The organism is Staphylococcus sp. MSU001 (assembly GCF_052976705.1).
Window position 1 is genome coordinate 88,025 of sequence record NZ_JBRIKK010000003.1, and the last position, 21,924, is coordinate 109,948.

Annotated in this window: 24 protein-coding genes and 2 pseudogenes; 19 read left to right on the forward strand and 7 right to left on the reverse strand. The window is 28.9% G+C overall.

From position 1 onward, the window contains the following. The first annotated feature begins 103 nt into the window (after positions 1 to 103). The 6 genes and pseudogenes from ACVBFA_RS02365 (at position 104) to ACVBFA_RS02390 (ending at position 7,117) form a co-directional block, all read left to right on the forward strand. On the forward strand, positions 104 to 250 hold the full coding sequence (locus ACVBFA_RS02365) for a hypothetical protein (protein WP_002470813.1): 147 nt from the start codon (positions 104 to 106) through the stop codon (positions 248 to 250). A gap of 290 nt (positions 251 to 540) precedes the next feature. Further along, positions 541 to 1,321, forward strand: a pseudogene (locus ACVBFA_RS02370) (tandem-type lipoprotein). 188 nt (positions 1,322 to 1,509) lie between these two features. Next, entirely contained in the window at positions 1,510 to 2,367 is an 858-nt protein-coding gene (locus ACVBFA_RS02375) for a GIY-YIG nuclease family protein (RefSeq protein WP_126122653.1), read from the forward strand. A gap of 736 nt (positions 2,368 to 3,103) precedes the next feature. After that, a complete protein-coding gene (locus ACVBFA_RS02380) occupies positions 3,104 to 5,167 on the forward strand; it encodes a heavy metal translocating P-type ATPase (protein WP_164539713.1) in 2,064 nt (687 codons plus the stop codon). Between the two features lie 14 nt (positions 5,168 to 5,181). Further along, the gene (locus tag ACVBFA_RS02385; protein ID WP_002477377.1) at positions 5,182 to 6,615 is read left to right on the forward strand and encodes a multicopper oxidase family protein; all 1,434 of its coding nucleotides are present in this window, start codon (positions 5,182 to 5,184) and stop codon (positions 6,613 to 6,615) included. 19 nt (positions 6,616 to 6,634) lie between these two features. Next, complete coding sequence (locus tag ACVBFA_RS02390) at positions 6,635 to 7,117, forward strand: YdhK family protein (RefSeq protein ID WP_060556184.1); 483 nt, start codon at positions 6,635 to 6,637, stop codon at positions 7,115 to 7,117. A 205-nt stretch (positions 7,118 to 7,322) separates the two neighbouring features. Here the strand turns inward: ACVBFA_RS02390 and arsC are convergent, their stop codons facing one another. From arsC to ACVBFA_RS02405, 3 genes are read right to left on the reverse strand one after another with little or no spacing between them, the layout of a single operon-like run. Continuing rightward, entirely contained in the window at positions 7,323 to 7,718 is a 396-nt protein-coding gene (gene arsC, locus ACVBFA_RS02395; protein ID WP_002484920.1) for an arsenate reductase (thioredoxin), read from the reverse strand. A gap of 16 nt (positions 7,719 to 7,734) precedes the next feature. Next, positions 7,735 to 9,027, reverse strand: a complete 1,293-nt coding sequence (arsB, locus tag ACVBFA_RS02400) for an arsenite efflux transporter membrane subunit ArsB (protein ID WP_176295398.1) — start codon at positions 9,025 to 9,027, stop codon at positions 7,735 to 7,737. Then, a complete protein-coding gene (locus tag ACVBFA_RS02405) occupies positions 9,024 to 9,341 on the reverse strand; it encodes an ArsR/SmtB family transcription factor (RefSeq protein WP_002477373.1) in 318 nt (105 codons plus the stop codon). The genes arsB and ACVBFA_RS02405 overlap by 4 nt, the downstream gene beginning before the upstream one ends. A 203-nt stretch (positions 9,342 to 9,544) precedes the next feature. On the opposite strand from ACVBFA_RS02405, the gene ACVBFA_RS02410 reads away from it, so the two are divergent. The 4 genes from ACVBFA_RS02410 (at position 9,545) to ACVBFA_RS02425 (ending at position 11,212) form a co-directional block, all read left to right on the forward strand. Next, a complete protein-coding gene (locus tag ACVBFA_RS02410; protein ID WP_002477372.1) occupies positions 9,545 to 9,745 on the forward strand; it encodes a hypothetical protein in 201 nt (66 codons plus the stop codon). A 32-nt stretch (positions 9,746 to 9,777) separates the two neighbouring features. Beyond that, positions 9,778 to 10,098, forward strand: a complete 321-nt coding sequence (locus ACVBFA_RS02415; RefSeq protein WP_002477371.1) for an ArsR/SmtB family transcription factor — start codon at positions 9,778 to 9,780, stop codon at positions 10,096 to 10,098. An 87-nt stretch (positions 10,099 to 10,185) separates the two neighbouring features. Beyond that, complete coding sequence (locus tag ACVBFA_RS02420; protein ID WP_237638899.1) at positions 10,186 to 11,070, forward strand: permease; 885 nt, start codon at positions 10,186 to 10,188, stop codon at positions 11,068 to 11,070. Positions 11,071 to 11,083: 13 nt separating this feature from the next. Further along, positions 11,084 to 11,212 carry a hypothetical protein gene (locus tag ACVBFA_RS02425; protein WP_002473436.1) on the forward strand — a complete coding sequence of 43 codons (129 nt, stop codon included), beginning with the start codon at positions 11,084 to 11,086 and terminating at the stop codon, positions 11,210 to 11,212. 353 nt (positions 11,213 to 11,565) lie between these two features. Here ACVBFA_RS02425 and cstB read toward each other — a convergent pair whose 3' ends face one another. Further along, on the reverse strand, positions 11,566 to 12,894 hold the full coding sequence (gene cstB, locus ACVBFA_RS02430) for a persulfide dioxygenase-sulfurtransferase CstB (protein WP_002477369.1): 1,329 nt from the start codon (positions 12,892 to 12,894) through the stop codon (positions 11,566 to 11,568). Between the two features lie 18 nt (positions 12,895 to 12,912). Beyond that, positions 12,913 to 13,983 (reverse strand): DsrE/DsrF/DrsH-like family protein, encoded by a 1,071-nt coding sequence (locus ACVBFA_RS02435; protein ID WP_002477368.1) that lies wholly within the window; start codon positions 13,981 to 13,983, stop codon positions 12,913 to 12,915. A 138-nt stretch (positions 13,984 to 14,121) separates the two neighbouring features. On the opposite strand from ACVBFA_RS02435, the gene cstR reads away from it, so the two are divergent. The 6 genes from cstR (at position 14,122) to ACVBFA_RS02465 (ending at position 18,334) form a co-directional block, all read left to right on the forward strand. Then, entirely contained in the window at positions 14,122 to 14,382 is a 261-nt protein-coding gene (gene cstR, locus ACVBFA_RS02440; RefSeq protein ID WP_000456195.1) for a persulfide-sensing transcriptional repressor CstR, read from the forward strand. Continuing rightward, positions 14,379 to 15,137: a sulfite exporter TauE/SafE family protein gene (locus ACVBFA_RS02445; RefSeq protein WP_002473148.1), complete on the forward strand. Its 759-nt coding sequence runs from the start codon at positions 14,379 to 14,381 to the stop codon at positions 15,135 to 15,137. The genes cstR and ACVBFA_RS02445 overlap by 4 nt, the downstream gene beginning before the upstream one ends. A 324-nt stretch (positions 15,138 to 15,461) precedes the next feature. Next, positions 15,462 to 16,241, forward strand: coding sequence for a tandem-type lipoprotein (locus tag ACVBFA_RS02450; protein WP_032606736.1), 780 nt, complete (start codon positions 15,462 to 15,464; stop codon positions 16,239 to 16,241). Between the two features lie 2 nt (positions 16,242 to 16,243). Further along, positions 16,244 to 16,378, forward strand: a complete 135-nt coding sequence (locus tag ACVBFA_RS02455) for a hypothetical protein (protein ID WP_002477366.1) — start codon at positions 16,244 to 16,246, stop codon at positions 16,376 to 16,378. A 156-nt stretch (positions 16,379 to 16,534) separates the two neighbouring features. Next, complete coding sequence (locus ACVBFA_RS02460; RefSeq protein ID WP_423830412.1) at positions 16,535 to 17,275, forward strand: tandem-type lipoprotein; 741 nt, start codon at positions 16,535 to 16,537, stop codon at positions 17,273 to 17,275. A 309-nt stretch (positions 17,276 to 17,584) separates the two neighbouring features. Next, positions 17,585 to 18,334 (forward strand): tandem-type lipoprotein, encoded by a 750-nt coding sequence (locus tag ACVBFA_RS02465; protein WP_002477363.1) that lies wholly within the window; start codon positions 17,585 to 17,587, stop codon positions 18,332 to 18,334. A 103-nt stretch (positions 18,335 to 18,437) separates the two neighbouring features. Here ACVBFA_RS02465 and ACVBFA_RS02470 read toward each other — a convergent pair. Then, positions 18,438 to 18,581 (reverse strand): annotated as a pseudogene (locus tag ACVBFA_RS02470) (response regulator transcription factor); the annotation flags it as partial. 13 nt (positions 18,582 to 18,594) lie between these two features. Beyond that, positions 18,595 to 19,140, reverse strand: coding sequence for a radical SAM protein (locus ACVBFA_RS02475; RefSeq protein ID WP_237638900.1), 546 nt, complete (start codon positions 19,138 to 19,140; stop codon positions 18,595 to 18,597). A gap of 160 nt (positions 19,141 to 19,300) precedes the next feature. Here ACVBFA_RS02475 and ACVBFA_RS02480 point away from each other — a divergent pair, with 160 nt between their 5' ends. Genes ACVBFA_RS02480 through ACVBFA_RS02490 form a run of 3 tightly spaced genes read left to right on the forward strand, consistent with a single transcriptional unit; the run spans position 19,301 to position 21,879 of the window. Beyond that, positions 19,301 to 20,206, forward strand: coding sequence for an ABC transporter ATP-binding protein (locus tag ACVBFA_RS02480; protein WP_126122574.1), 906 nt, complete (start codon positions 19,301 to 19,303; stop codon positions 20,204 to 20,206). Beyond that, on the forward strand, positions 20,181 to 21,302 hold the full coding sequence (locus ACVBFA_RS02485) for a hypothetical protein (RefSeq protein ID WP_126122573.1): 1,122 nt from the start codon (positions 20,181 to 20,183) through the stop codon (positions 21,300 to 21,302). Before ACVBFA_RS02480 ends, ACVBFA_RS02485 begins: the two co-directional genes overlap by 26 nt. Beyond that, entirely contained in the window at positions 21,268 to 21,879 is a 612-nt protein-coding gene (locus ACVBFA_RS02490; RefSeq protein WP_001830486.1) for a hypothetical protein, read from the forward strand. The genes ACVBFA_RS02485 and ACVBFA_RS02490 overlap by 35 nt, the downstream gene beginning before the upstream one ends. The last annotated feature ends 45 nt before the right edge of the window (positions 21,880 to 21,924 follow it).

Sequence of the window (21,924 nt, forward strand, 5' to 3'; positions counted from 1 at the left end):
ACCGTGGTCTGTGTATCAACCTGTGTTATTCCTTTCTCTGTCGATGTTCTTCAATAAGAAATTCTAAAAAATACTAAAGTTATATAAAGGTATCAGAATTATTATGATTTTACTTGTCGATAAGTTAATTACGACTGAAGTGATTACAATTGATTCGAAAATTAATAAACAAATCGCTAAAAATCTCTCGCTTGAAGGTATGATAGAGACAAAAGAACAACAAAAACAAATACTTGCTACTATTAAATAATAAGAAAGAAATTACCAATGAACTGATTCGTAAAATTGCCTTTAGAAATGATTACTAAAAATCATAAAACAATGTAGAAGTAAAAATAATTGAGGAACCACGTAGTTATACAAAAAGATGACTATGTGGTTCTTATACTATATAACCATAACAATAATATGCAAAAAAATTAAAATGAATGGCTGTTTATTGTTTGATAATATAAAAGAAAGATTTGTATTATGACTCAATATTTATATGAAGAAATCATGATTTTAGAAAAGAATTCAAAAACAGAGAGATGTGAAAATGTGAAACATTCGAAAAAGTTATTTTTATGCATCAGCTTTTTATTAATAACGGTTTTTATTGGCGGTTGTGGAAGTATGACAAAAGAAGTTAATAAAGAAGAAAAAAATTAAAAATAGTTTTGAGAAAACATTAAGTATGTATCCTATTAAAAACTTAGAAGATTTATACGATAAAGAAGGTTATCGAGATGAAGAATTTGATAAAGATGATAAAGGTACATGGTTACTACACTCGGAAATGGCTATACAACGTAAAGGAAAAGATTTAGAAACTAGAGGTATGGTGTTAAAAATAAATAGAAATACGCAAACATCTAAAGGTGATTATATAACCAATAAAATTACATATGACAATAAAGGAAGACCACAAAATAATAAGAAAAAATATCCAATCAAAATGGAAAACAATAAAATAATTCCTATTAAAAAAATTGAAGATAGTAAGGTAAAGAGAGAAATAGATGAATTTAAATTTTTCGCTCAATATGCAAATTTTAAAGGATTAAAAGATTATAAGAATGGAAATATATCATACAATCCCAATGTACCTAGTTATTCAGCTGAATATGATTTAGAAAATAGTGATTATAATGTAAAACAATTAAGGGAAAGATACGATATTCCAACGAAACAAGCACCAAAGTTATTATTGAAAGGTACAGGTGACCTAAAATGTTCTTCAATAGGTACGAAAGATGTAGAATTTACCTTTATTGAAGGCAAGCAAGAGAACATTTATTTTTCTGATAGTATGAATTTTATGCCAAGCGAGTATGATTAAATTACTTTCCGAAACATAAGGTAATATATGAAGATTATAAAATTTTCACATGGGAGCTGTGTTGGCTGTTAGTCTATTTTACGTGAAAGATATCCTCAATTTTAGATAAGGTGTAAAGAACGGGGATTAAATATATTATCAAAAATTGGCTGATTGATGATATTTAAAAATGAGAGGATAAGAAAATTATGATTGAACTTAACCAATTTATAAAAGTACCGAATTTAAATAAAACTAAAATAAAGTTTAATATGAATGCAGGAAATGTTGAAATAAGAGCTTGGGATTTACTTTTTAAAGAAGATGAAACTCAATGGGAACAAATTAATGCATGGAAAACGAAACATCCAAATAACAATTTGAATCATGCAGATTACTTACTAGCTTTTGCTCAATATTATCCATATGGTCCAGAATATTTTATTTTTGGGGGATTATATAAAATTAAAAAGATTGAACCTGAAGTTTATGATGAGGTAGGTTATGAATTAACTTTAATGGAAGATTATAAGGAATATAGAAAAAGACTTATCGTTAAATTAAAAAAACCTATAGGTAGAGATTTATATAATAGATTATATAAAAATATTCAAGATACTTTAGAACCTGAGGTTTATGAAATTGCTCCTAATACTAAATTAGGACATTTTCCTGGTTATCAGAATGTAACGTTATCCCACCCACAAATGCAACAAATTATATTAAGAAATGAACCTAGTTGGAAACAAGCTTTAATGAATGTAAAAGGTGTTTATGTTATAACCGACTTAAGTAATGGCAAATTATACATAGGATCAGCATCAGGTAATACAGATGGAATATGGCAACGATGGTCGGACTATGCCAATATAGAAAATCTAACAGGTGGTAATAAATTATTAAATGAAATTAAATTAGATAAAGGAAAAGATTACATCGTAAATAATTTTCAATATTCAATTTTAGAGATTTTTGATACAAAGACTAAAGCAAACACTATAATCAATAGAGAAAATTATTGGAAGAATGTATTTTGCACTAGAAAATATGGTATGAACTATAACTAAGAAAAAAACAATTAGTAAATTGAAATATGATAATGAAAATCATAAAGGTGAGTGTAAATCACTAGTAATTTTAATGTTATTAAAGAATTTATTATGAAAAGAAAAAATCAAATGTATGCTTATTTATGAAAGGGATACAAGAAAAAGTTTTTACTAAGTAATAAAATGACATTGTTGCATATCTTTTTAGCAATATCACTGATAGGGTGAAGCGTATAATAAGTAAAACTAAAAAATAGGTTGTATATAACTCACTTTGAAATTGATTGAATATATAGTATCTTTAATAGAATGTAGCTATTGTGGCGTAGAATATGAGAATCAAAAAATGATTAATATAGTTTGAAGAGAGTGAGCATAAATACTAGAAAAATGGCCAGTAAATGAGTTTACTATAAACTCATTTACTGGCTTCTCTAATAATTATCAAGACAATTTGCGTTTCTAGGCATACTTTGAAATGCGCTATTTTCTTTAAGAATATTAATATATGACTTGTGTTGGTAATGATAACCTTGGTTAGAGTGTATTGTCATGTGATAGTTAAGATTAGATCTTTTAATTAAAACATTGTTTTAAATATCGATGACAAGGTCTAATGTAGGACGTGTAGATATAAGGTTCGGAATTATATAAATCCATAAAAGGAGATAAATCGAAAAGCTTTATACCCTAGGGGGGTATATGTTATATTATAAGTAGCTTTACTATAACATTTTCATTAGGAGGGGTTAATTTGAATAATAATAGTGAAGAGCATAATCATCAAAATCACATGAATCATTCCAATCACATGCATCATGATAACCATGAATCACATAATCATCATAGTGGCCATGCACATCATCATGGAAATTTTAAAGTTAAGTTTTTTGTTTCATTAATTTTTGGAATACCTATCATTCTTTTATCGCCACTGATGGGTGTTAACTTACCTTTTCAATTCACATTTCCAGGTTCTGAATGGGTAGTGTTAATATTAAGTACAATTTTATTCTTTTATGGTGGTAAACCGTTCTTGTCTGGTGGTAAAGATGAAATTGCTGAAAAAAAACCAGGCATGATGACCTTAGTTGCCCTAGGTATTTCAGTAGCTTATATTTATAGCTTGTATGCTTTTTATATGAATAACTTCAGTAGTGCAACTGGTCATACAATGGACTTTTTTTGGGAATTAGCAACCTTAATTTTAATTATGCTATTAGGACATTGGATAGAAATGAATGCTATAGGAAATGCTGGAGATGCTTTAAAGAAAATGGCAGAACTGTTACCTAATAGTGCTATTAAAGTTATGGATAATGGCCAACGCGAAGAAGTTAAAATATCAGACATCATGACTGATGATATCGTCGAAGTAAAAGCCGGAGAAAGCATTCCAACAGATGGTATTATCGTTCAAGGACAAACATCTATAGATGAATCCCTAGTCACTGGAGAATCTAAAAAAGTACAAAAAAATCAAAATGACAACGTCATCGGGGGTTCTATTAATGGGTCTGGAACAATACAAGTCAAGGTTACAGCTGTGGGAGAAGATGGATATCTTTCTCAAGTTATGGGACTTGTTAATCAAGCACAAAATGATAAATCTAGTGCTGAATTGTTATCTGATAAAGTAGCGGGTTATTTATTCTACTTTGCTGTAATTGTTGGCGTGATTTCTTTTATTGTCTGGATGCTCATTCAAAATGATGTTGATTTTGCACTCGAACGTCTTGTAACTGTGTTAGTCATTGCTTGTCCACATGCTTTAGGATTGGCAATACCTTTAGTCACTGCACGTTCTACTTCAATTGGTGCACATAATGGTTTAATTATTAAAAATAGAGAGTCTGTAGAAATAGCTCAACATATCGATTATGTAATGATGGATAAAACTGGTACTTTAACTGAGGGTAACTTTTCTGTGAATCATTATGAGAGCTTTAAAAATGATTTGAGTAATGATACCATATTAAGCCTTTTCGCCTCATTAGAAAGTCAATCTAATCACCCATTAGCTATAAGTATTGTTGATTTTGCGAAAAGTAAAAATATTTCATTTACTAATCCACAAGACGTGAATAATATTCCGGGTGTCGGATTAGAAGGTCTAGTTGATAATAAAACATATAAAATAACAAATGTCTCTTATCTTGATAAACATAAACTTAATTATGACGATGACTTGTTTACTAAATTAGCTCAACAAGGTAATTCAATCAGTTATTTAATCGAGGATCAACAAGTCATTGGCATGATTGCTCAAGGAGATCAAATTAAAGAAAGCTCAAAACAAATGGTAGCTGATTTACTATCAAGAAATATTACACCAGTCATGCTTACAGGTGACAATAATGAAGTGGCACACGCTGTCGCAAAAGAATTAGGTATTAGTGATGTCCACGCACAACTCATGCCAGAAGATAAGGAAAGCATTATAAAAGATTATCAAAGTGACGGTAATAAAGTCATGATGGTCGGAGACGGTATCAACGATGCGCCGAGCCTTATAAGAGCCGATATTGGTATAGCAATTGGTGCAGGCACAGATGTTGCAGTGGATTCAGGTGATATCATACTTGTTAAAAGTAATCCATCAGATATTATTCATTTCTTGACCCTTTCAAATAATACTATGAGAAAAATGGTGCAAAACTTATGGTGGGGTGCAGGTTATAATATTGTTGCTGTACCTTTAGCAGCTGGCGCATTAGCTTTTATCGGGTTAATATTATCACCAGCTGTAGGAGCAATATTAATGTCTTTAAGTACAGTTATAGTAGCGATTAATGCTTTTACATTAAAATTAAAATAAAAGAGGTAAACCTTATGTATAATAAAGTTTTTGCAATTTTAATTATAATTTTTTCCATAATAATTATTGCGTCTAATGATACTTTCGCAGAAAGTAAGAATGACATGATGAACATGAAAGAAGATAAGAAAAGTACAATGGACATGACAAATATGAAACATCATGACGAAAGAAAGAAATTAAATTCTTCACAAGGAAAAAATGAAATAATATTTCCTGAAGTTGCAGAGTCAAAAAAAGATAACAATGGTTATAAAAATTATACATTAAAAGCTCAGAAAGGAAAGACAGAGTTTTACAAAAATAATTTTTCTAATACTCTAGGCTACAATGGAAATTTACTTGGACCAACTTTAAAATTAAAAAAAGGAGATAAAGTTAAAATTAAGTTAATAAATAACTTAGATGAAAATACAACATTTCATTGGCATGGATTAGAAGTAAATGGAAAAGTGGATGGAGGGCCTTCTCAGGTTATAAAACCAGGAAAAGAAAAAACTATAAAATTTGAGGTTAATCAAGATTCTGCTACGTTATGGTATCACCCCCACCCCTCTCCAAATACAGCTAAACAAGTTTATAATGGCTTATCAGGATTATTATATATAGAAGATAGTAAAAAGAATAATTATCCTAGTAATTATGGAAAAAATGATTTGCCTATAATAATCCAAGATAAAACATTTGTATCTAAAAAATTAAATTATTCAAAAACGAAAGACGAAGATGGCACTCAAGGTGATACTGTTCTTGTGAACGGAATAGTAAACCCCAAACTGACAGCAAAAGAAGAGAAAATACGTTTGAGACTTTTAAATGGTTCTAATGCTCGAGATTTAAATCTTAAGCTAAGTAATAATCAAAGTTTTGAGTATATTGCTTCAGATGGCGGTCAATTAAAAAACGCTAAAAAATTAAAAGAAATTAATTTAGCTCCTTCAGAAAGAAAAGAAATAGTAATAGATTTATCTAAAATGAAAGGCGAGAAAATCAGTCTGGTTGATAATGATAAAACTGTAATTTTACCGATTAGTAACAAAGAGAAAAGTTCTAACAAAGGTAATACACCAAAAGTAAGTAAAAAAATAAAATTAGAAGGTATGAATGATCATGTTACCATTAATGGTAATAAATTCGATCCTAACAGAATAGATTTTACACAAAAGTTAAACCAGAAAGAAGTATGGGAAATTGAAAATGTCAAAGATAAAATGGGTGGTATGAAACATCCTTTCCACATCCATGGAACGCAATTTAAAGTTTTATCTGTGGATGGTGAGAAACCTCCAAAAGATATGAGGGGTAAAAAGGATGTTATATCTTTGGAACCTGGACAAAAAGCTAAAATAGAGGTTGTATTTAAAAATACTGGAACATACATGTTTCACTGTCATATACTTGAGCATGAAGATAATGGAATGATGGGTCAAATAAAAGTAACAAACTAATCAATAGGGAGATTTTAATATGATGAAAAAAGATAAAGACACTAATGACCAAAAAAGTGAGAGCCATATGAAGCATAATGATGAAAGTAAAGTTCCTGAAGATATGACATCGACTAATGAGGGTGAATTTAAAGTAGGAGATAAAGTAACGATTACAGCAGGGCATATGCCAGGTATGAAAGGTGCAGAAGCTACTGTAAAAGGTGCGTATAAAACATATGCCTATGTTGTAAGTTATAAACCCACAAATGGAAATGAAAAAGTAAACAATCATAAATGGGTCGTAAACGAAGAAATCAAAGATGCACCTAAAGATGGATTTAGTAAGGGCGATACTGTTAAATTAGAAGCAAATCATATGTCTGGTATGAAAGGTGCTACAGCCATTATAGATAACGTGAAAAAGACTACTGTTTACGTAGTTGATTACAAATCCAAAGATAATGGTAAAATCATTAAAAATCATAAATGGATGACAGGAAATGAGCTGAAAGCACGATAAAAATCTAGTTCTAGATTGAGAAATAAATAGATATAAAAATATCCTCCTTAATCAATAATTTAAATAACTTATTATTGTTAAGGAGGATATTTTTTAGTGTGTAAATTAAAAAGATAAGAAAAATGACTAATCCTGGAGATAAATCAAAAAGTATAAAATAATTAATAATAAAAAAGCGTCCCAATGATATTGAGACGCTTAAAGTTTATCTAGTTTTAAATGATTCAATGGCGGTTTTGATTTCATCTCTAACACGTTGGAATTCTGACCAAGGTTTGCCTGCTGGATCATCAAATCCCCAGTGTTCTTTTTTTACATTCGGCGGCAATATAGGACAATTATTGTCAGCATCACTACATAAAGTTACTACTAAATCGGATTGGTTTAGTATATTTTTATCAATTAAATTAGAAGTATGATTTGATATATCAATTCCAACTTCTTTCATAGCTTCGATTGCTTTTGGATTTACACCGTGTGCCTCAATACCTCCAGAATATACTTGCCATTCATCTCCTAAGATTTTTTTACCCCAGCCTTCAGCCATTTGGCTACGGCATGAATTACCTGTACATATAAAATAAATTATTTTCTTTGTCATCATTGACACCTCTTTTTTAAAATACAATAAGTGTAACGTATAAACCAACTAATGTGATAAAAAGAACAGGAATCGTAATAACAATACCCGTTTTAAAATATGTGCCCCATGAAATTTTTACTCCCTTTTGTGTTAAAACGTGTAGCCATAGCAGTGTTGCTAAGGAGCCGATAGGTGTGATTTTAGGTCCTAAATCTGCGCCAATGATATTGGCATAAATCATGCCTTCTTTGATTAAACCAGTAGTTGCAGATTGTCCAATAGCAATTGCATCAATTAATACGGTAGGCATATTATTCATAATTGCTGAAAGAAATGCGGATATGAAGCCCATACCTATAACACTACTAAACAGTCCATAGTTTGATATGCTTGATAGAATATTAGCTAATAGTGCAGTAATACCCACATTTTTCAGACCAAATACAACTAAATACATGCCTATAGAAAAGAGAACAATATTCCAAGGTGCGCCTTTGATAACTTGTTTCGTGTTTACTACTCTCGATTTATAGGCCAGTACAGTAAATATAAGTGCAATCAAACAAGCAATTAACGATACTGGAATTTGAATAAATTCACTAACTATATAACCAATGAGTAAAATTGACAAAACAATCCACGAAAACTTAAATAATTTTGGATCTTTAATTGCTTGATTAGGTGTTTTAAGATTTTTAATTTCAAAATTGTTAGGAATAACTTTTCTGAAATATAACCATAATACAACAATACTTGCTATTAAAGAGAATATATTTGGAATAATCATACGACTTACATATTCAATAAATCCAATATTGAAGTAGTCAGCAGAAACAATATTTACTAAATTACTTACAATTAATGGGAGAGATGTAGTATCTGCAATGAATCCACTTGCAATGATAAAAGGAAAAATGACTTTTTGATTAAATCCAAGATTTCTTACCATAGCAAGTACGATTGGAGTGAGAATTAATGCAGCTCCATCGTTCGCAAAGAAAGCTGCTACAATAGCGCCTAATAACATAATGTAGACAAACATTTTAAACCCATGACCATTTGAAGCTCTAACCATATGTATAGCTGCCCATTCGAAAAATCCAATTTCGTCTAAAATTAATGAAATGAGTATAACAGCGACAAAAGTTAAAGTAGCGTTCCAAACAATCCCTGTAACTTCAATAACATCCGAGAGACTAACAACGCCTGTAATAATGGCGATGATAGCACCAATCAATGCTGTAATACCAATATCTAAACCCTTAGGTTGCCAAATAACAAACATAAGAGTTAAAAGAAAAATAATAATCGCTAGAATAGTCATTATTTACATTCACCTGTCTTTATCTTTTTACACATACATTGTTGAGTAGGAGAACTAATATAAGTTAATTCTTTGTTGATTGAATCTAAAAACGTATGATTAAGTCGGTACATGCGCTTAGTACCATCTTTTCGTGTAGATACTAATTCATTATCCACTAAAATTTTCATATGATGGCTTAATGTAGGTTGTGAAAATTGAAAATACGCTAATAAATCACAAGCACATAGTTCACCGCAAGATAATAAGTCTAATATTTCTAATCGACTTGGATCTGATAAAACTTTTAATATTGCTGATAATTCTTTATAAGACATAAATATACCTCCTAGTCATTATATAGATTAACATCTATATAGATTTGTGTCTATGTAAGTTTTGACTAATTTTAGTATTAGATTAGATTGTGTCCTAAATAACTAGTTTTATTATCTTGCAAAAATTGAAATAATAATTTATATTTAATACATCAAAAAAAGTTGATGTATCATTTTAGTATTTTATAAAGGAGTTCGATTTTATGAAAATAAATCATGCAGGTACATTATCTGTTGATTATTTTGTTAGCTACTTAAATCTAATTATGATATCAAGAGAAGTTTCTTTAAAAGAAGCTGTATCATATATGAAAAATGAGTTCTTTAAAGGAAAAACTGACTTGTATGGTAAAGTAACAGAAACTCATTTTAATCAAGCAATACAAGAACTCAAACAAAAATAGAAATAACTATATATAAGAGAGGTGATTATTCAATGGAATTTATTAAGTCCAGCTCTAATGGAACAGAGGAAGAACAATTAGAATTTTATGAACAGATATTTAATGCGCTCGCTGATAAAATTAGACTTAAAATTCTACATTCAATACGTCAAAGCGATTCAAAATCTTTATGTGTTTGTGATCTAGAAGAATTATTAGCGTTAAAACAATCTAAGCTTTCCTATCATTTAAAAAAATTAGTAGATGCCAATATTCTTATTGTTGAAAAGCATGGCACATGGAATTATTATAAAATTAATGAGCAACAAATACAGGTTGTTTTAAACGAAGATACTTGTTGTAAGATACTTTAAGTATCTTTTTTAATGTAGCATTAATCAATTTTTTTTGATTAATATATCAAGAAATATTGATTAATTAAATTTGGAGGCATTATACTAATGTTAGATTCAATTATGGAATTTATAAAAACATTTGTGATGTTGTTTTTTGAACTATTAATACTATTTATCATCGTGAGTTTTATTGTAAGTACAATCCAGCAGATAGTTTCAGAAGAAAAAATAAAACAATTTTTAAGTAAACCTAATCAAGCTATTAATTATATTTTGGGAATGGCTTTTGGTGCGATTACACCATTTTGTTCTTGTTCTACAATTCCTATACTTGCAGGTTTATTAAATTCTAAAGTTCCATTTGGTCCTGCAATGAGTTTTTTAATTGCGTCACCTTTAATGAATCCATTAATGATATTTATGTTATGGGCCTTATTAGGTTGGAAAGTTGCTGTTGTTTACTTTATTTTACTAGCAATCTTTAGTGTCTTAACTGGTCTAATATTTTCAAAAATGAATTTATTTAAAAGTTATAAAGGTGTAACGGTAAAAGGAGATGGGTTTTTCGCTAATAAAAATGGATCTCGTTTTAACCAAGCTTTAAATGATGCTTGGGCATTCTTATATCCAATGATTCCTTACTTATTTATTGGTGTATTTATTGGTGCTTTTATATATGGCTTTGTACCCGAAACATTTATTACTAAATATGCGAGTGGAGATGGCATTATATCAGTATTTATTGCTTCTATTATAGGTATTCCTATGTATATCAGACCTGAAACAATGTTACCTATAGCTGAAGCATTAGCTTCAAAAGGAATGTCGCTAGGGACAGTTGTTGCTTTGATAATTGGTGGTGCTGGCGCAAGTATTCCAGAAGTTGTATTACTATCTAAATTATTCAAGAGAAATTTTGTATTATCATTCGTTATTGCAATTTTAGTTGTGGCTATCGTTACAGGTTTGATTGTAAACATCATTATTTAAAGGGGGTGAGCTAATGGGAATTAAAGATGTATTAAATAAAATGAAACCTCAGGATCAATCATGCTGTTCAGTAGAAATTGAAGAAAAGAAAGAGAAAGATGAAAAAGAACAGCAAGACAATAATAATTGTTGTAACAATTAATTTAGAAGTATGTAGAATATATGCTTCTAATAAATAAATGAACGACAAATTCCAATGTAATAGTATGGAATTTGTCGTTCTTTCGTTTCAGTTAAGAAAAATTATTTTACTTGTTTAGTATTTCTTTAAGACTTATAACAAAAAGGAGTTAAATAAAAAACGCATCATTAACCGATACGCAGAATACAGCAATAAATAAAAAAGGCATGTACTATGTAAAATGTTTGTTAAATTATATAAATTTATATATATATATAAATATTTTTTAAATAGATATTTATTCAATAATATAAAAAGGGACTATAAGCTATATCTAATTACTTATAGCCCTTTTTCATTAGCATAAATAATTATTAAGAAAGGTGTATATCTTTGTAACCTTCGTTTACATTAATAATGTTGTGATAACCTTTGTGTTCTAAAATACCAATAGCTATAGAACTTCTAATGCCAGATTGACAGTGGACATAAATAACATCATTTTTATTGAAAGGTAAATCTGTTTCTAAAAGTTTACCGTGTGGTACATGAACCGCTTGAGATAAGTGGCCATTATTCCATTCATTATCATTACGTACATCCAATATATGTGATTCGTTACCTGTAATATCCTCGCTATGAATGGAACGTGTTTGAATCTTAGATTGAGGTAATTGATATCCAGCAACATCATCGTATCCAATGAGTTGTAAGGTGTGTGTTGCTTTTGAAACAAGATGATAGTCTCCAATCAAATTAATGTCTTGATCATAGTTTAGATACCAGCCAATTTGATTGATGAAATTTTTATCATATGGAATATTAATTGTACCTTCAATATGTCCACCATGATAAGCCTCCTTACTGCGGAGATCAAAAGTTAATCTGTTTGTACTTGTAGCTGGATAAACCGTATAAGGTTGGTATAAATCCATACCGAATTGATTAATTTTTTTCATTTGTGCAAAATGATGTGGTGGTGCAGGTTGGTCAGAAATTAGCTTATCGATAAAAGTAGCTTCATTATTTTCAGAAAAAGCCCAGTTAGTTTGTTTTTCATAGCCAAGAGTAGATATTGGAATAGCACCTAAAGATTTACCACAAGGACTACCAGCGCCATGGCCAGGCCAAATTTGAATATAGTCTGGCAAGTCTTTAATACTTTCAATAGATTTAAACATTTGTTTAGCGCCTATTTCAGATGATCCTTCTACTTTAACGGCTTTTTCTAGTAAATCAGGTCTACCGATATCTCCTACAAAAATAAAATCACCACTGAATAGTCCCATTGGAACTTGTGCTCCAGCACCTTCATCAGTAAGTAAAAAACTTATACTTTCTGGCGTGTGACCAGGTGTATGAAGAACTTTTAATTTTATATTTCCTACATAAATATCATCATTATGTTGAACAAAATGAGTGTGGTTAGGCATGTTTTTGTAACCTAATGTGTCATCACTTTCACCCGATACATAAATATTAGCATTTAACTTTATAGCAACATCTCTAATTCCTGAAGCAAAATCTGCATGTATATGTGTTTCAGCTGCATGAGTAATGGTTAAACCTTCTTCATCAGCAACTCGAATATATGAAGATAAGTCCCGAATAGGATCAATAATCATGGCTTCTCCAGTTTTTTGACAACCGATTAAATAAGATGCTTGAGATAAATGTTTATCATAAAATTGTTTAAAAAACATAATATCATTCCTTTTTAATTATATAAATAAATTGTGATTAGCTTGTTCTGTATATCCAATATATGCACCTACGCCACCGTATTCTACATCATCGCGTAGTTCTTCTTTTGTAATGCCCATAACATCCATGCTCATTGTACAAGCAATAAGTTTAACACCTTGTTCAACTGCTTGATTGATAAGAGAAGGTAAATCATCGACATTTTTCTTTTTCATGACATAACGCATCATTAAATTTCCTAAACCAAACATATTCATTTTTGAAATAGGCATTTTAATTGGTGAATTTGGAAGCATGAAGTCAAAAAGTTTTGCAATACCTTTTTTATTAATGCGTTGACTTTGAGTTTTTTTAAGTGCATTTAAGCCCCAAAATGTGCAAAAAATAGTAACATCTCTACCTGCGGCTTTAGCACCATTGGCAATAATCATTGCTGCAACTGCTTTATCTAGCTCGCCACTAAATAAAACAATCGTTGTTCCATTTTTCGTGTGCGTCACTTCTATATTTTTATTTTCTTCCTTTTGAATAATAGCGCGAATTTCATTACCAGAATCATTGAGTCTAACAAGTGTGTGTCCAGTTTGTTTGACCCAACTTTTAATATCATTTAAAAATCCGCGATCAGTTACAACAACTTCTATTTGATCACCAATAGCGATGTTTTTGATTTCTTTACTAATATTAACAATAGGTCCTGGACATTGTAGATTACTATAATTAAACGTCTTACGATTGTCTTTGATTTGAATTTCTTTATCTTCTTTTAATTTAAATGATTCATTATTATGTTGTTGTTCGTATGCAGTATAGCCTCCATCTAAATTAACTACGTCGTATCCGCGTTGTGTAAGAAAGTGACTTGCTTTTCTACTTCTATTACCACTTTTGCAATAAATATAGTAAGTTTTATTGCGATCTTGTTCAAAATTTTCTATGTTTTCAACTGAATGTAATAATGCATTTTTAATGTGTCCTAATTCAAATTCTTCAGGCTGTCGAACGTCAATTAATTGACCCTTAGAACCCAATTCTTGTAATTCTTTTTTAGTGAAATCATTAATGTGTTTCGTTTTATATTGTGACATAATTGCCTCCTTTTAAATACCTATGGGGGTATATTATAACGGATTAGATAGTTTGTCAAATACATATGGGGGTATTTGACAAAATAAAATTTAATCAATATGATGTAATTATTAAAAATGAATGTGGAGTGAAATATATTGGAATATAATAAAAAGATGATTAATCGTATTCATCGCATACAAGGACAGCTTAATGGAGTCATTAAAATGATGGAGGAAGAAAAAAATTGTAAAAACGTCATTAGTCAATTAAGTGCCTCTAAAAGTTCTATTCAACGGTTAATGGGTATTATCATTAGTGAAAACTTAGTAGAATGCGTCAAAATGTCTGAAGAAAATAGTGAAGATTCTCAGGCACTAATTAATGAAGCAGTTGAATTATTGATAAAAAGTAAATGATAAGTATAACAACAATTATAGTAATGTTAGTTATTGGTATCTTAGGAGGATTTATTTCTGGATTAGTCGGTATAGGGGGAGCCATTGTTATTTACCCAGCTCTCTTATTATTACCACCATTATTTGGTTTACCTACTTATAGTGCTTATATTGCTTCAGGATTAACTTCAAGTCAGGTGTTTTTTAGTACATTGAGTGGATCTTTAAACGCATATAAAAATAAAAATTTTTCTAGAACGCTTATACTTAATATGGGAAGTGGAATGGTAATAGGTAGTATGCTAGGTGCAATCTTAGCGAATTTAATAAATGTTCAGTTTGTTAATACGGTTTATATTATTATTGCATTACTAGCTCTTATTCTAATGTTTATAAAAGTCACACCATCTACTAGTCATATTAAATTTAATCGTCTACTTTTAATTACAATAGGTGGTATCATTGGTTTGGTATCTGGTATTGTAGGAGCTGGTGGCGCATTTATTATTATTCCAGTACTACTTGTTATATTTAAATTACCAATGAACATGGTGGTTACAAATAGTATTGTAATTGCATTCATTTCTTCTATCGGAGCATTTATGATTAAATTATTACAGGGTTATATTCCTATCAATAGTGCAATACCGTTAATTTTAGGTAGTATACTATTTACGCCTCTAGGTATGAAAATGGGCCAGAAAATACCTGACTATATTCAAAAAACGATAATATGTATTTTAATCGTCGTTGCAATTATTAAGTTGATATTTTAAAAACATGGGAGTGGGACAACATTCATTTTGAATTTGTAGTCTCGCTCCCTAAATTAATTCTTACTATATTTAATTTAAAAGTTATTTTACATGTTTAAGATTTATGATAAAACAATATTAAAAATAAACCGCATCATTAACCGATACGCAGAAGGGTATCGTATGTGATGTGGTTTTATTTATTAATTATAAAGTGAAAAATTAAATTTGAATTACATCTTAAGTATTTATTGTTTGGTAATATAAAAGAGTAATATGAAGAAGTTTAAGAATTTGATTTATATGGTGTTTACAAATATACGATAAATAGAAAGATGTGAATATATGAAGCATTCGAAAAAGTTACTTTTATGCGTAAATTTTTTATTAATAACGGTTATTATTGGCGGATGTGGAATTATGACAAAAGAAGATAATAAAGAAGAAAAAATTAAAAAGAGTTTTGAGAAAACATTAGGTATGTATCCTATCAAAAATCTTGAGGACCTATACGATAAAGAAGGTTATCGAGATGAAGAATTTGATAAGGGTGATAAAGGAACCTGGATATTGTATTCTGAAATGGCTATACAACGTAAAGGCGATGATCTTGTAACGAGAGGTATGATTTTGAAAGTAAATCGAAATACAAGGACATCAAAAGGAAATTATATAATAAATAAAATATCTACGGATAGTAAAGGGGTTAGTCGAAATACTCAAAAAAAATTCCCTGTAAAAATGGAAAATAATAAAATAATCCCTATTAAAAAAATTGAAGATAGTAAGATAAAGAGAGAAATAGATGAATTTAAATTCTTCGCTCAATATGCAAATTTTTACTCTTTAAAAGATTATAAAAATGGAGATATAGCAACCAATCCGAAAGTTCCTAGCTATTCAGCAGAGTATGATTTAGAAAATAGTGATTACAATGTAAAACAATTAAGAAAGAGATATGATATTCCTATCCAACAAGCACCTAAATTATTGTTGAAAGGTACAGGTGACTTAAAAGGTTCTTCTATTGGGTCTAAAGATATTGAATTTACCTTTATAGAAAAACCTAAAGAGAACATATATTTTTCTGACAGTTTAGACTATAAACCAAGTGAGGGTCATTAAATATGAGCTCAACTGAATATAAAATAAAAACAGAAAATATCACTAGTAATTTTGAAGAAACTAGTTCAATTTTGAATATTAGTTATGAAACAGAAAATGCCAATAATAATGGTTTACCTAAAAATAAATTAAAATGAATGGCTGTTTATTGTTTGATAATATAAAAAAGAGATTTGTATTATAACTCAATATTTATATGTAGATACCATGACTTAAAAAAGAATTAAAAAACAGAGAGATGTGAAAATGTGAAACATTCGAAAAAGTTATTTTTAACCATCAGTTTTTTATTAATAACGATTTTTATTGGTGGATGTGGATTTATGAATAAAGACGATAATAAAGAAACGGAAATTAAAAAAAGTTTTAATAAAACGTTAAGTATGTATCCGATTAAAAACTTAGAGGATTTATACGATAAAGAAGGTTTTCGAGATGAAGAGTTTGATAAAAATGATAAAGGGACTTGGATAGTTCATTCTAAAATGGTCATTGAACCAAAAGGCAAGAACATGGAATCTAGAGGGATGGTTCTCTTTATCAATCGCAATACTAGAACATCAAAAGGCCATTTTATAGTCAATGAAATAGAAAAGGATAGAGAAGGAAGACCTATTAATAATAAAAAGAAATATCCTGTAAAAATGAAACACAATAAAATTATTCCAACTAAACCAATATCTAATGATAAATTAAAAAAAGAAATAGAAAACTTTAAATTTTTTGTACAATATGGCAATTTTAAAGATATTAAAGATTATAAAGATGATGACATTTCATACAATCCTAATGTACCTAGTTATTCCGCGAAATATCAACTGAATAATAATGACTATAACGTGAAACAATTAAGAAAAAGATATGACATCCCAACTAAAAAAGCACCTAAATTATTGTTAAAAGGGGATGGCGACTTAAAAGGTTCTTCTGTGGGTTCTAAAAATCTAGAATTTACTTTTATAGAAAATAAAGAAGAGAATATTTATTTTACTGATTCTGTACTATATAGCTCTAGCGAGGATAATGAATCATGAGACAAACTGAATATCAAATAAAACTGGGCAATATGAAAAGTAACTTTGAAGAACCACACTTAGTACCCAAAATAAGTTCTGAAATTGAAAATGCGAAAAATAAATGAGATGAAAGATGAAGAAAGAGCACTGATAACACAAATAATGAGCTATTGCCACGCTTTCAACAAAAATTTAAAAGTTCAGCTAAAGACGATTGAGTAGTTAGTGTGATTTTTGCATCTTAGAAACGTATCAAAGTGATGCGTTTTTTATAATGTGCATTTTTGTAAAAGTATATATGAAGTAAAATCAGAAAGATGTGAGCTAATGCACTATCTAAAGAAAGTAACTATATACATAAGTTTATTAATTTTGGTGACTGGTTGTGGAGACGATAAAGAAACGGAAATCAAACAAAACTTTAATAAAACGTTAAGTATGTATCCTATTAAAAACTTAGAGGATTTATACGATAAAGAAGGTTTTCGAGATGAAGAATTTAATAAAAATGATAAAGGAACATGGGTAATAACTTCTAGTATCAATATTCAACAAAAAGGGGAAGGTTTAAAAACTAGACGAATGGTTTTATTTATGAATCGAAATACAAGAACGTCCAAAGGTAAATTCACGATAACTGAAGTAAAAGAAAAAAATGATATAGGATTTCAGACTCGAAAGAAAGAATATCCAGTCAAATTGATTGATAATAAATTCATTCCATCTAAACAAATAAAAGATGAAAAAATAAAAAAAGAAATAGAAAACTTTAAGTTTTTCTCACAATATGGCAATTTTAAAGATTTAAAAGATTATAAAGACGGTGAGGTATCTTATAATCCCAATGCACCTAATTATTCAGCTAAATATCAACTCAGTAATAATGATTATAATGTAAAACAATTAAGAAAAAGATATAATATTCCAACCGACCAAGCCCCTAAGTTGTTATTAAAAGGTACAGGCGACTTAAAAGGTTCATCCATAGGCTCTAAAAATATTGAGTTTACTTTTGTAGAGAAAAAAGGTGAAAATATTTATTTTACTGACAGTGTTGAATACACGCCAAGTGAGTAAGGAAGGCTCAAAAAAATTATCTTCCATACTCATAAAAAATAGAACTGATGAGATTATTACGCTCATGAGTTCTATTTTTATGTCAACAACTTTATTTCCATCATCACCCTAAATATTGCATTTGATATGCGATTCTCGGAGGAGTGATAATTAGTTCCTTATCCATACCATCAAAATTTTCACTATAATTTAACTTCTACGACGCCATGTGCACACGTAAGGAAGCCATTTCGCACTTATTGACGTATACGATTCTTTTTTTAAAATGGAATGAATTTTTTTCTGATTAACATACCGTTTGTCATAATAACAAACTTATTCTTAAAGTTAGTTCTTATATAGGAAATAATTTCTAATATATCGTTTCTAATAAAGGGTTCTCCGCCAGTTAGAATAAGCGTATTCGGGTTGACGTCAATAATCTTATCAATTGCATGTTTGACATCATTTGTACTTAAAATATCTTGTGATAAAGGAGAAGCAGATAGAGCACAATGACTACAAGAAAGATTGCATTTATTTGTAAGAGTAAAAGTCACACTTAAATTATTTTCTTGATGAGTTTTTTCTTCATCTACGTAGTATCGTATTTCAAGCAATTCGTTAAAAAGCCGCTTTAAGTTATCTATCACATTACTTACATATTTATACTTCATAAAATCACCAATTTGATTAGATTCAACCAATTTGTTTAAAACTTCAAAATATTTTCTACTTGTTCTTACCCATTGTCCATTGTTTAAGTTGACTAGTAAAACTTTATTTTTAAAGTAAACTTCATGTACATTTGTATTTTTGATATACATCTAATCACCTCGATATCAAGTTATCATTACTTTATCAATTTTTTATCAATTTAATTAATATTGACCAAACCTTCATAATTGTATACTTTGTGAATTTCCTAAAATTGATATATTATTGATTTCTTTTTGATATGTTGATATAAAAGGAGGCTAATTTTGGATGAATAAAATAGTTATCAAAGGTTTGAGTAAATCATATGATGGAAAGAAAGATGCGCTTAATTCATTGGATTTAGTAATTCCCAATGGTATGTTTGGTATTTTAGGAAGAAACGGATCTGGTAAATCTACATTAATGAATATTATTGCAACAATTCTTCAACCAAGTAAGGGAACAGTAACAATTAATGGTATTGAAATTAAGAATTCACAAAAGATTAGACAAATGATTGGTTACTTACCTCAAGATTTTGATTTTTATCCTAATATGAAAGTCTCGGAAGTTTTATACTATTTAGGTTTTTTATCTAAAATAAATCAAAAGGATTTCGATAAATATGTAGATTTAATTCTTCGTAAGGTTAATCTAATTGATTATAAAAATAAAAAAGTTAAAAGTTTATCTGGTGGAATGAAAAAAAGATTAGGTATAGCGCAAGCCATTTTACATGATCCTAAAGTAATTATTGTCGATGAACCAACGGCGGGATTAGATCCAGAAGAAAGAGTAAGGCTACGCAATTTACTATCTGATTTAGCTGAAAATAAAATTGTGATTATATCAACTCACATTGTGAGCGACATTGAATCAACTTGTAATAGGATTGCTATTTTAGATAAAGGAAGTCTTGTATATAAAGGTGACATACCATCGTTGATACAAGAAAGTGATGATCATATTTATGAAATCAATCTATCCCCATCGGAGTTGGAATCATTTAGAAAAAATGACTTATTTATTACTAAAACTCAAGAAATTGAAAATAAATTAAAAGTTAGGTTTATTTCTGAAACAAAAGTTGCAAACGCTAAAAAAGTTAAAGCTGATTTTGAAGATGCTTATATGTATTTTTTAAAGAAACAACAAGGAGGTTTGAATCATGCGTCTATTTATAATGGAATTTAAACATTTAATGTTTAGTAAGACATTTCTATTTTATTGTTTATTGATTATTATATTCACGGTATTGAATTGTCAACAAGTTCTCAAACATCCTATTAATTCAGATGTATATCAACCTCAAAATATGACTATGTATTCTACTGATAAAAACATAATAATGTCAAATGAAATTAAAGAATTAAAGAACGAAGCACACCAAAATAAATTTAAAACGTATCAATTTGGATTTTTAAAGCAAAAGAAGTTAAATGACCAACAAATTTCTAAAATAAAGAAACTAATATCAAAAATGGAAAAAACAAATAATTTTCATCAGTTTAAAAATTATTCTAATAGCGTATCACACGTTGTTGGATGGGGATCTCAATATTCTGAAAATAATATTTCATTATTTGGAATTAAAAATATGAGTAAGAGCACGTATGTTAAAGAGAAAAATATTATAAAAAACAAAGAGTACTATTATGGAGCATATAGTAGATATTTTTCAGATATTATGGGGGTAGTGTTAGGAATACTTCCATTCTTTTTGGGTGCTCAAATGATTCTTCAAGACAAAAAAAGTAATGCCATTAAAACGATTCATTCTAAATCGATATCATCATACCAATTAATTTCTACACGTGTATTTACTATTCTTGTTTTGGCATACTTACCAGTATTATTAGTATCAATATATTTTATTACTTGTTTATCGATGATACATCAAATATCGATGTTTTCTTTATTTATTTTTTATAAAATTTTAATCTTGTGGACATTACCCACTTTAATATTTACTATCGCGATGGGATTGTTTGTCACAATTATATTGAATTCTTATTTAGGTGTAATGATACAAATAGTAATTTGGTTTATTAATTTAAATATAGGTTCTCGTGCCATTGAGGGGTGCTATGGTTTTCTATTGATTCCTAGACATAATACTTTATTTAACGCAGTTTTTTTCTATAATCACTTCAATCAAATTTTAGCTAATAGATTTACATACTTTGGCTTAGGTTTACTTTTAATTCTACTTAGTACATATATATTTGACCTGAAAAGAAGAGGGGTAGGTTTTAATGGCAAAATTTTTACTAATAGATATCAAAACTAATTTAGTCAAACTTTACATGGGAATTTTAATTCTATTATTTGGTGGAATGTTTATTTTTGGTGTATCTAATCTTAATCATGAGAGAGTTACACAATACATTGAGTTGATATTTACTATACTAGGCATATTGTTATTTACTGCTATCTATTCTGTAGATCAAAACAAGAAGTCTAAGTTAACTATTAGTGCAAAGTGTCATGACTACCAATTCGTATTTATGCTTAGATTAGTTATAACAATCATCTATATACTGTTCCTAATTACAATCAATTTATTTATATTTTATTTATTTAACTCAAATATCATTGTTTTGAGAGATATGTTTATTGCTTTAACCAGTACTTTATTTATAGGATCAATATGTTTATTAACAAGTATTCTTAGTGGTAATACATTAAATGGCTTAATGTTTGGACTTGTATATTTCTTATTCTGCTTAGGATTTAGAAATCTAGGCTTTATGTATTTATTCTCAGAAACCTTTAACTTTCCATTTTATATAAAAATATTTCAATTTTTATTAGGAATTGTATTATTAATTCTTAGTTACACTATTATCAAAAAAGTACAAAATTAATACGTTTTGGAATCAAGCATTGTCATTTATAATTTCTAGCGTAAC

Excerpts from the sequence above, each read along its gene's own strand:
- ACVBFA_RS02365 (WP_002470813.1), top strand. The coding sequence starts at position 104 with ATGATTTTACTTGTCGATAAGTTAATTACGACTGAAGTGATTACAATT.
- ACVBFA_RS02375 (WP_126122653.1), top strand. The coding sequence starts at position 1,510 with ATGATTGAACTTAACCAATTTATAAAAGTACCGAATTTAAATAAAACT.
- ACVBFA_RS02385 (WP_002477377.1), top strand. The coding sequence starts at position 5,182 with ATGTATAATAAAGTTTTTGCAATTTTAATTATAATTTTTTCCATAATA.
- ACVBFA_RS02390 (WP_060556184.1), top strand. The coding sequence starts at position 6,635 with ATGATGAAAAAAGATAAAGACACTAATGACCAAAAAAGTGAGAGCCAT.
- arsC (WP_002484920.1), bottom strand. The coding sequence starts at position 7,718 with ATGACAAAGAAAATAATTTATTTTATATGTACAGGTAATTCATGCCGT.
- ACVBFA_RS02405 (WP_002477373.1), bottom strand. The coding sequence starts at position 9,341 with ATGTCTTATAAAGAATTATCAGCAATATTAAAAGTTTTATCAGATCCA.
- ACVBFA_RS02410 (WP_002477372.1), top strand. The coding sequence starts at position 9,545 with ATGAAAATAAATCATGCAGGTACATTATCTGTTGATTATTTTGTTAGC.
- ACVBFA_RS02415 (WP_002477371.1), top strand. The coding sequence starts at position 9,778 with ATGGAATTTATTAAGTCCAGCTCTAATGGAACAGAGGAAGAACAATTA.
- ACVBFA_RS02420 (WP_237638899.1), top strand. The coding sequence starts at position 10,186 with ATGTTAGATTCAATTATGGAATTTATAAAAACATTTGTGATGTTGTTT.
- ACVBFA_RS02425 (WP_002473436.1), top strand. The coding sequence starts at position 11,084 with ATGGGAATTAAAGATGTATTAAATAAAATGAAACCTCAGGATCAATCA.
- cstB (WP_002477369.1), bottom strand. The coding sequence starts at position 12,894 with ATGTTTTTTAAACAATTTTATGATAAACATTTATCTCAAGCATCTTAT.
- ACVBFA_RS02435 (WP_002477368.1), bottom strand. The coding sequence starts at position 13,983 with ATGTCACAATATAAAACGAAACACATTAATGATTTCACTAAAAAAGAA.
- ACVBFA_RS02445 (WP_002473148.1), top strand. The coding sequence starts at position 14,379 with ATGATAAGTATAACAACAATTATAGTAATGTTAGTTATTGGTATCTTA.
- ACVBFA_RS02450 (WP_032606736.1), top strand. The coding sequence starts at position 15,462 with ATGAAGCATTCGAAAAAGTTACTTTTATGCGTAAATTTTTTATTAATA.
- ACVBFA_RS02455 (WP_002477366.1), top strand. The coding sequence starts at position 16,244 with ATGAGCTCAACTGAATATAAAATAAAAACAGAAAATATCACTAGTAAT.
- ACVBFA_RS02465 (WP_002477363.1), top strand. The coding sequence starts at position 17,585 with ATGCACTATCTAAAGAAAGTAACTATATACATAAGTTTATTAATTTTG.
- ACVBFA_RS02475 (WP_237638900.1), bottom strand. The coding sequence starts at position 19,140 with ATGTATATCAAAAATACAAATGTACATGAAGTTTACTTTAAAAATAAA.
- ACVBFA_RS02480 (WP_126122574.1), top strand. The coding sequence starts at position 19,301 with ATGAATAAAATAGTTATCAAAGGTTTGAGTAAATCATATGATGGAAAG.
- ACVBFA_RS02485 (WP_126122573.1), top strand. The coding sequence starts at position 20,181 with ATGCGTCTATTTATAATGGAATTTAAACATTTAATGTTTAGTAAGACA.
- ACVBFA_RS02490 (WP_001830486.1), top strand. The coding sequence starts at position 21,268 with ATGGCAAAATTTTTACTAATAGATATCAAAACTAATTTAGTCAAACTT.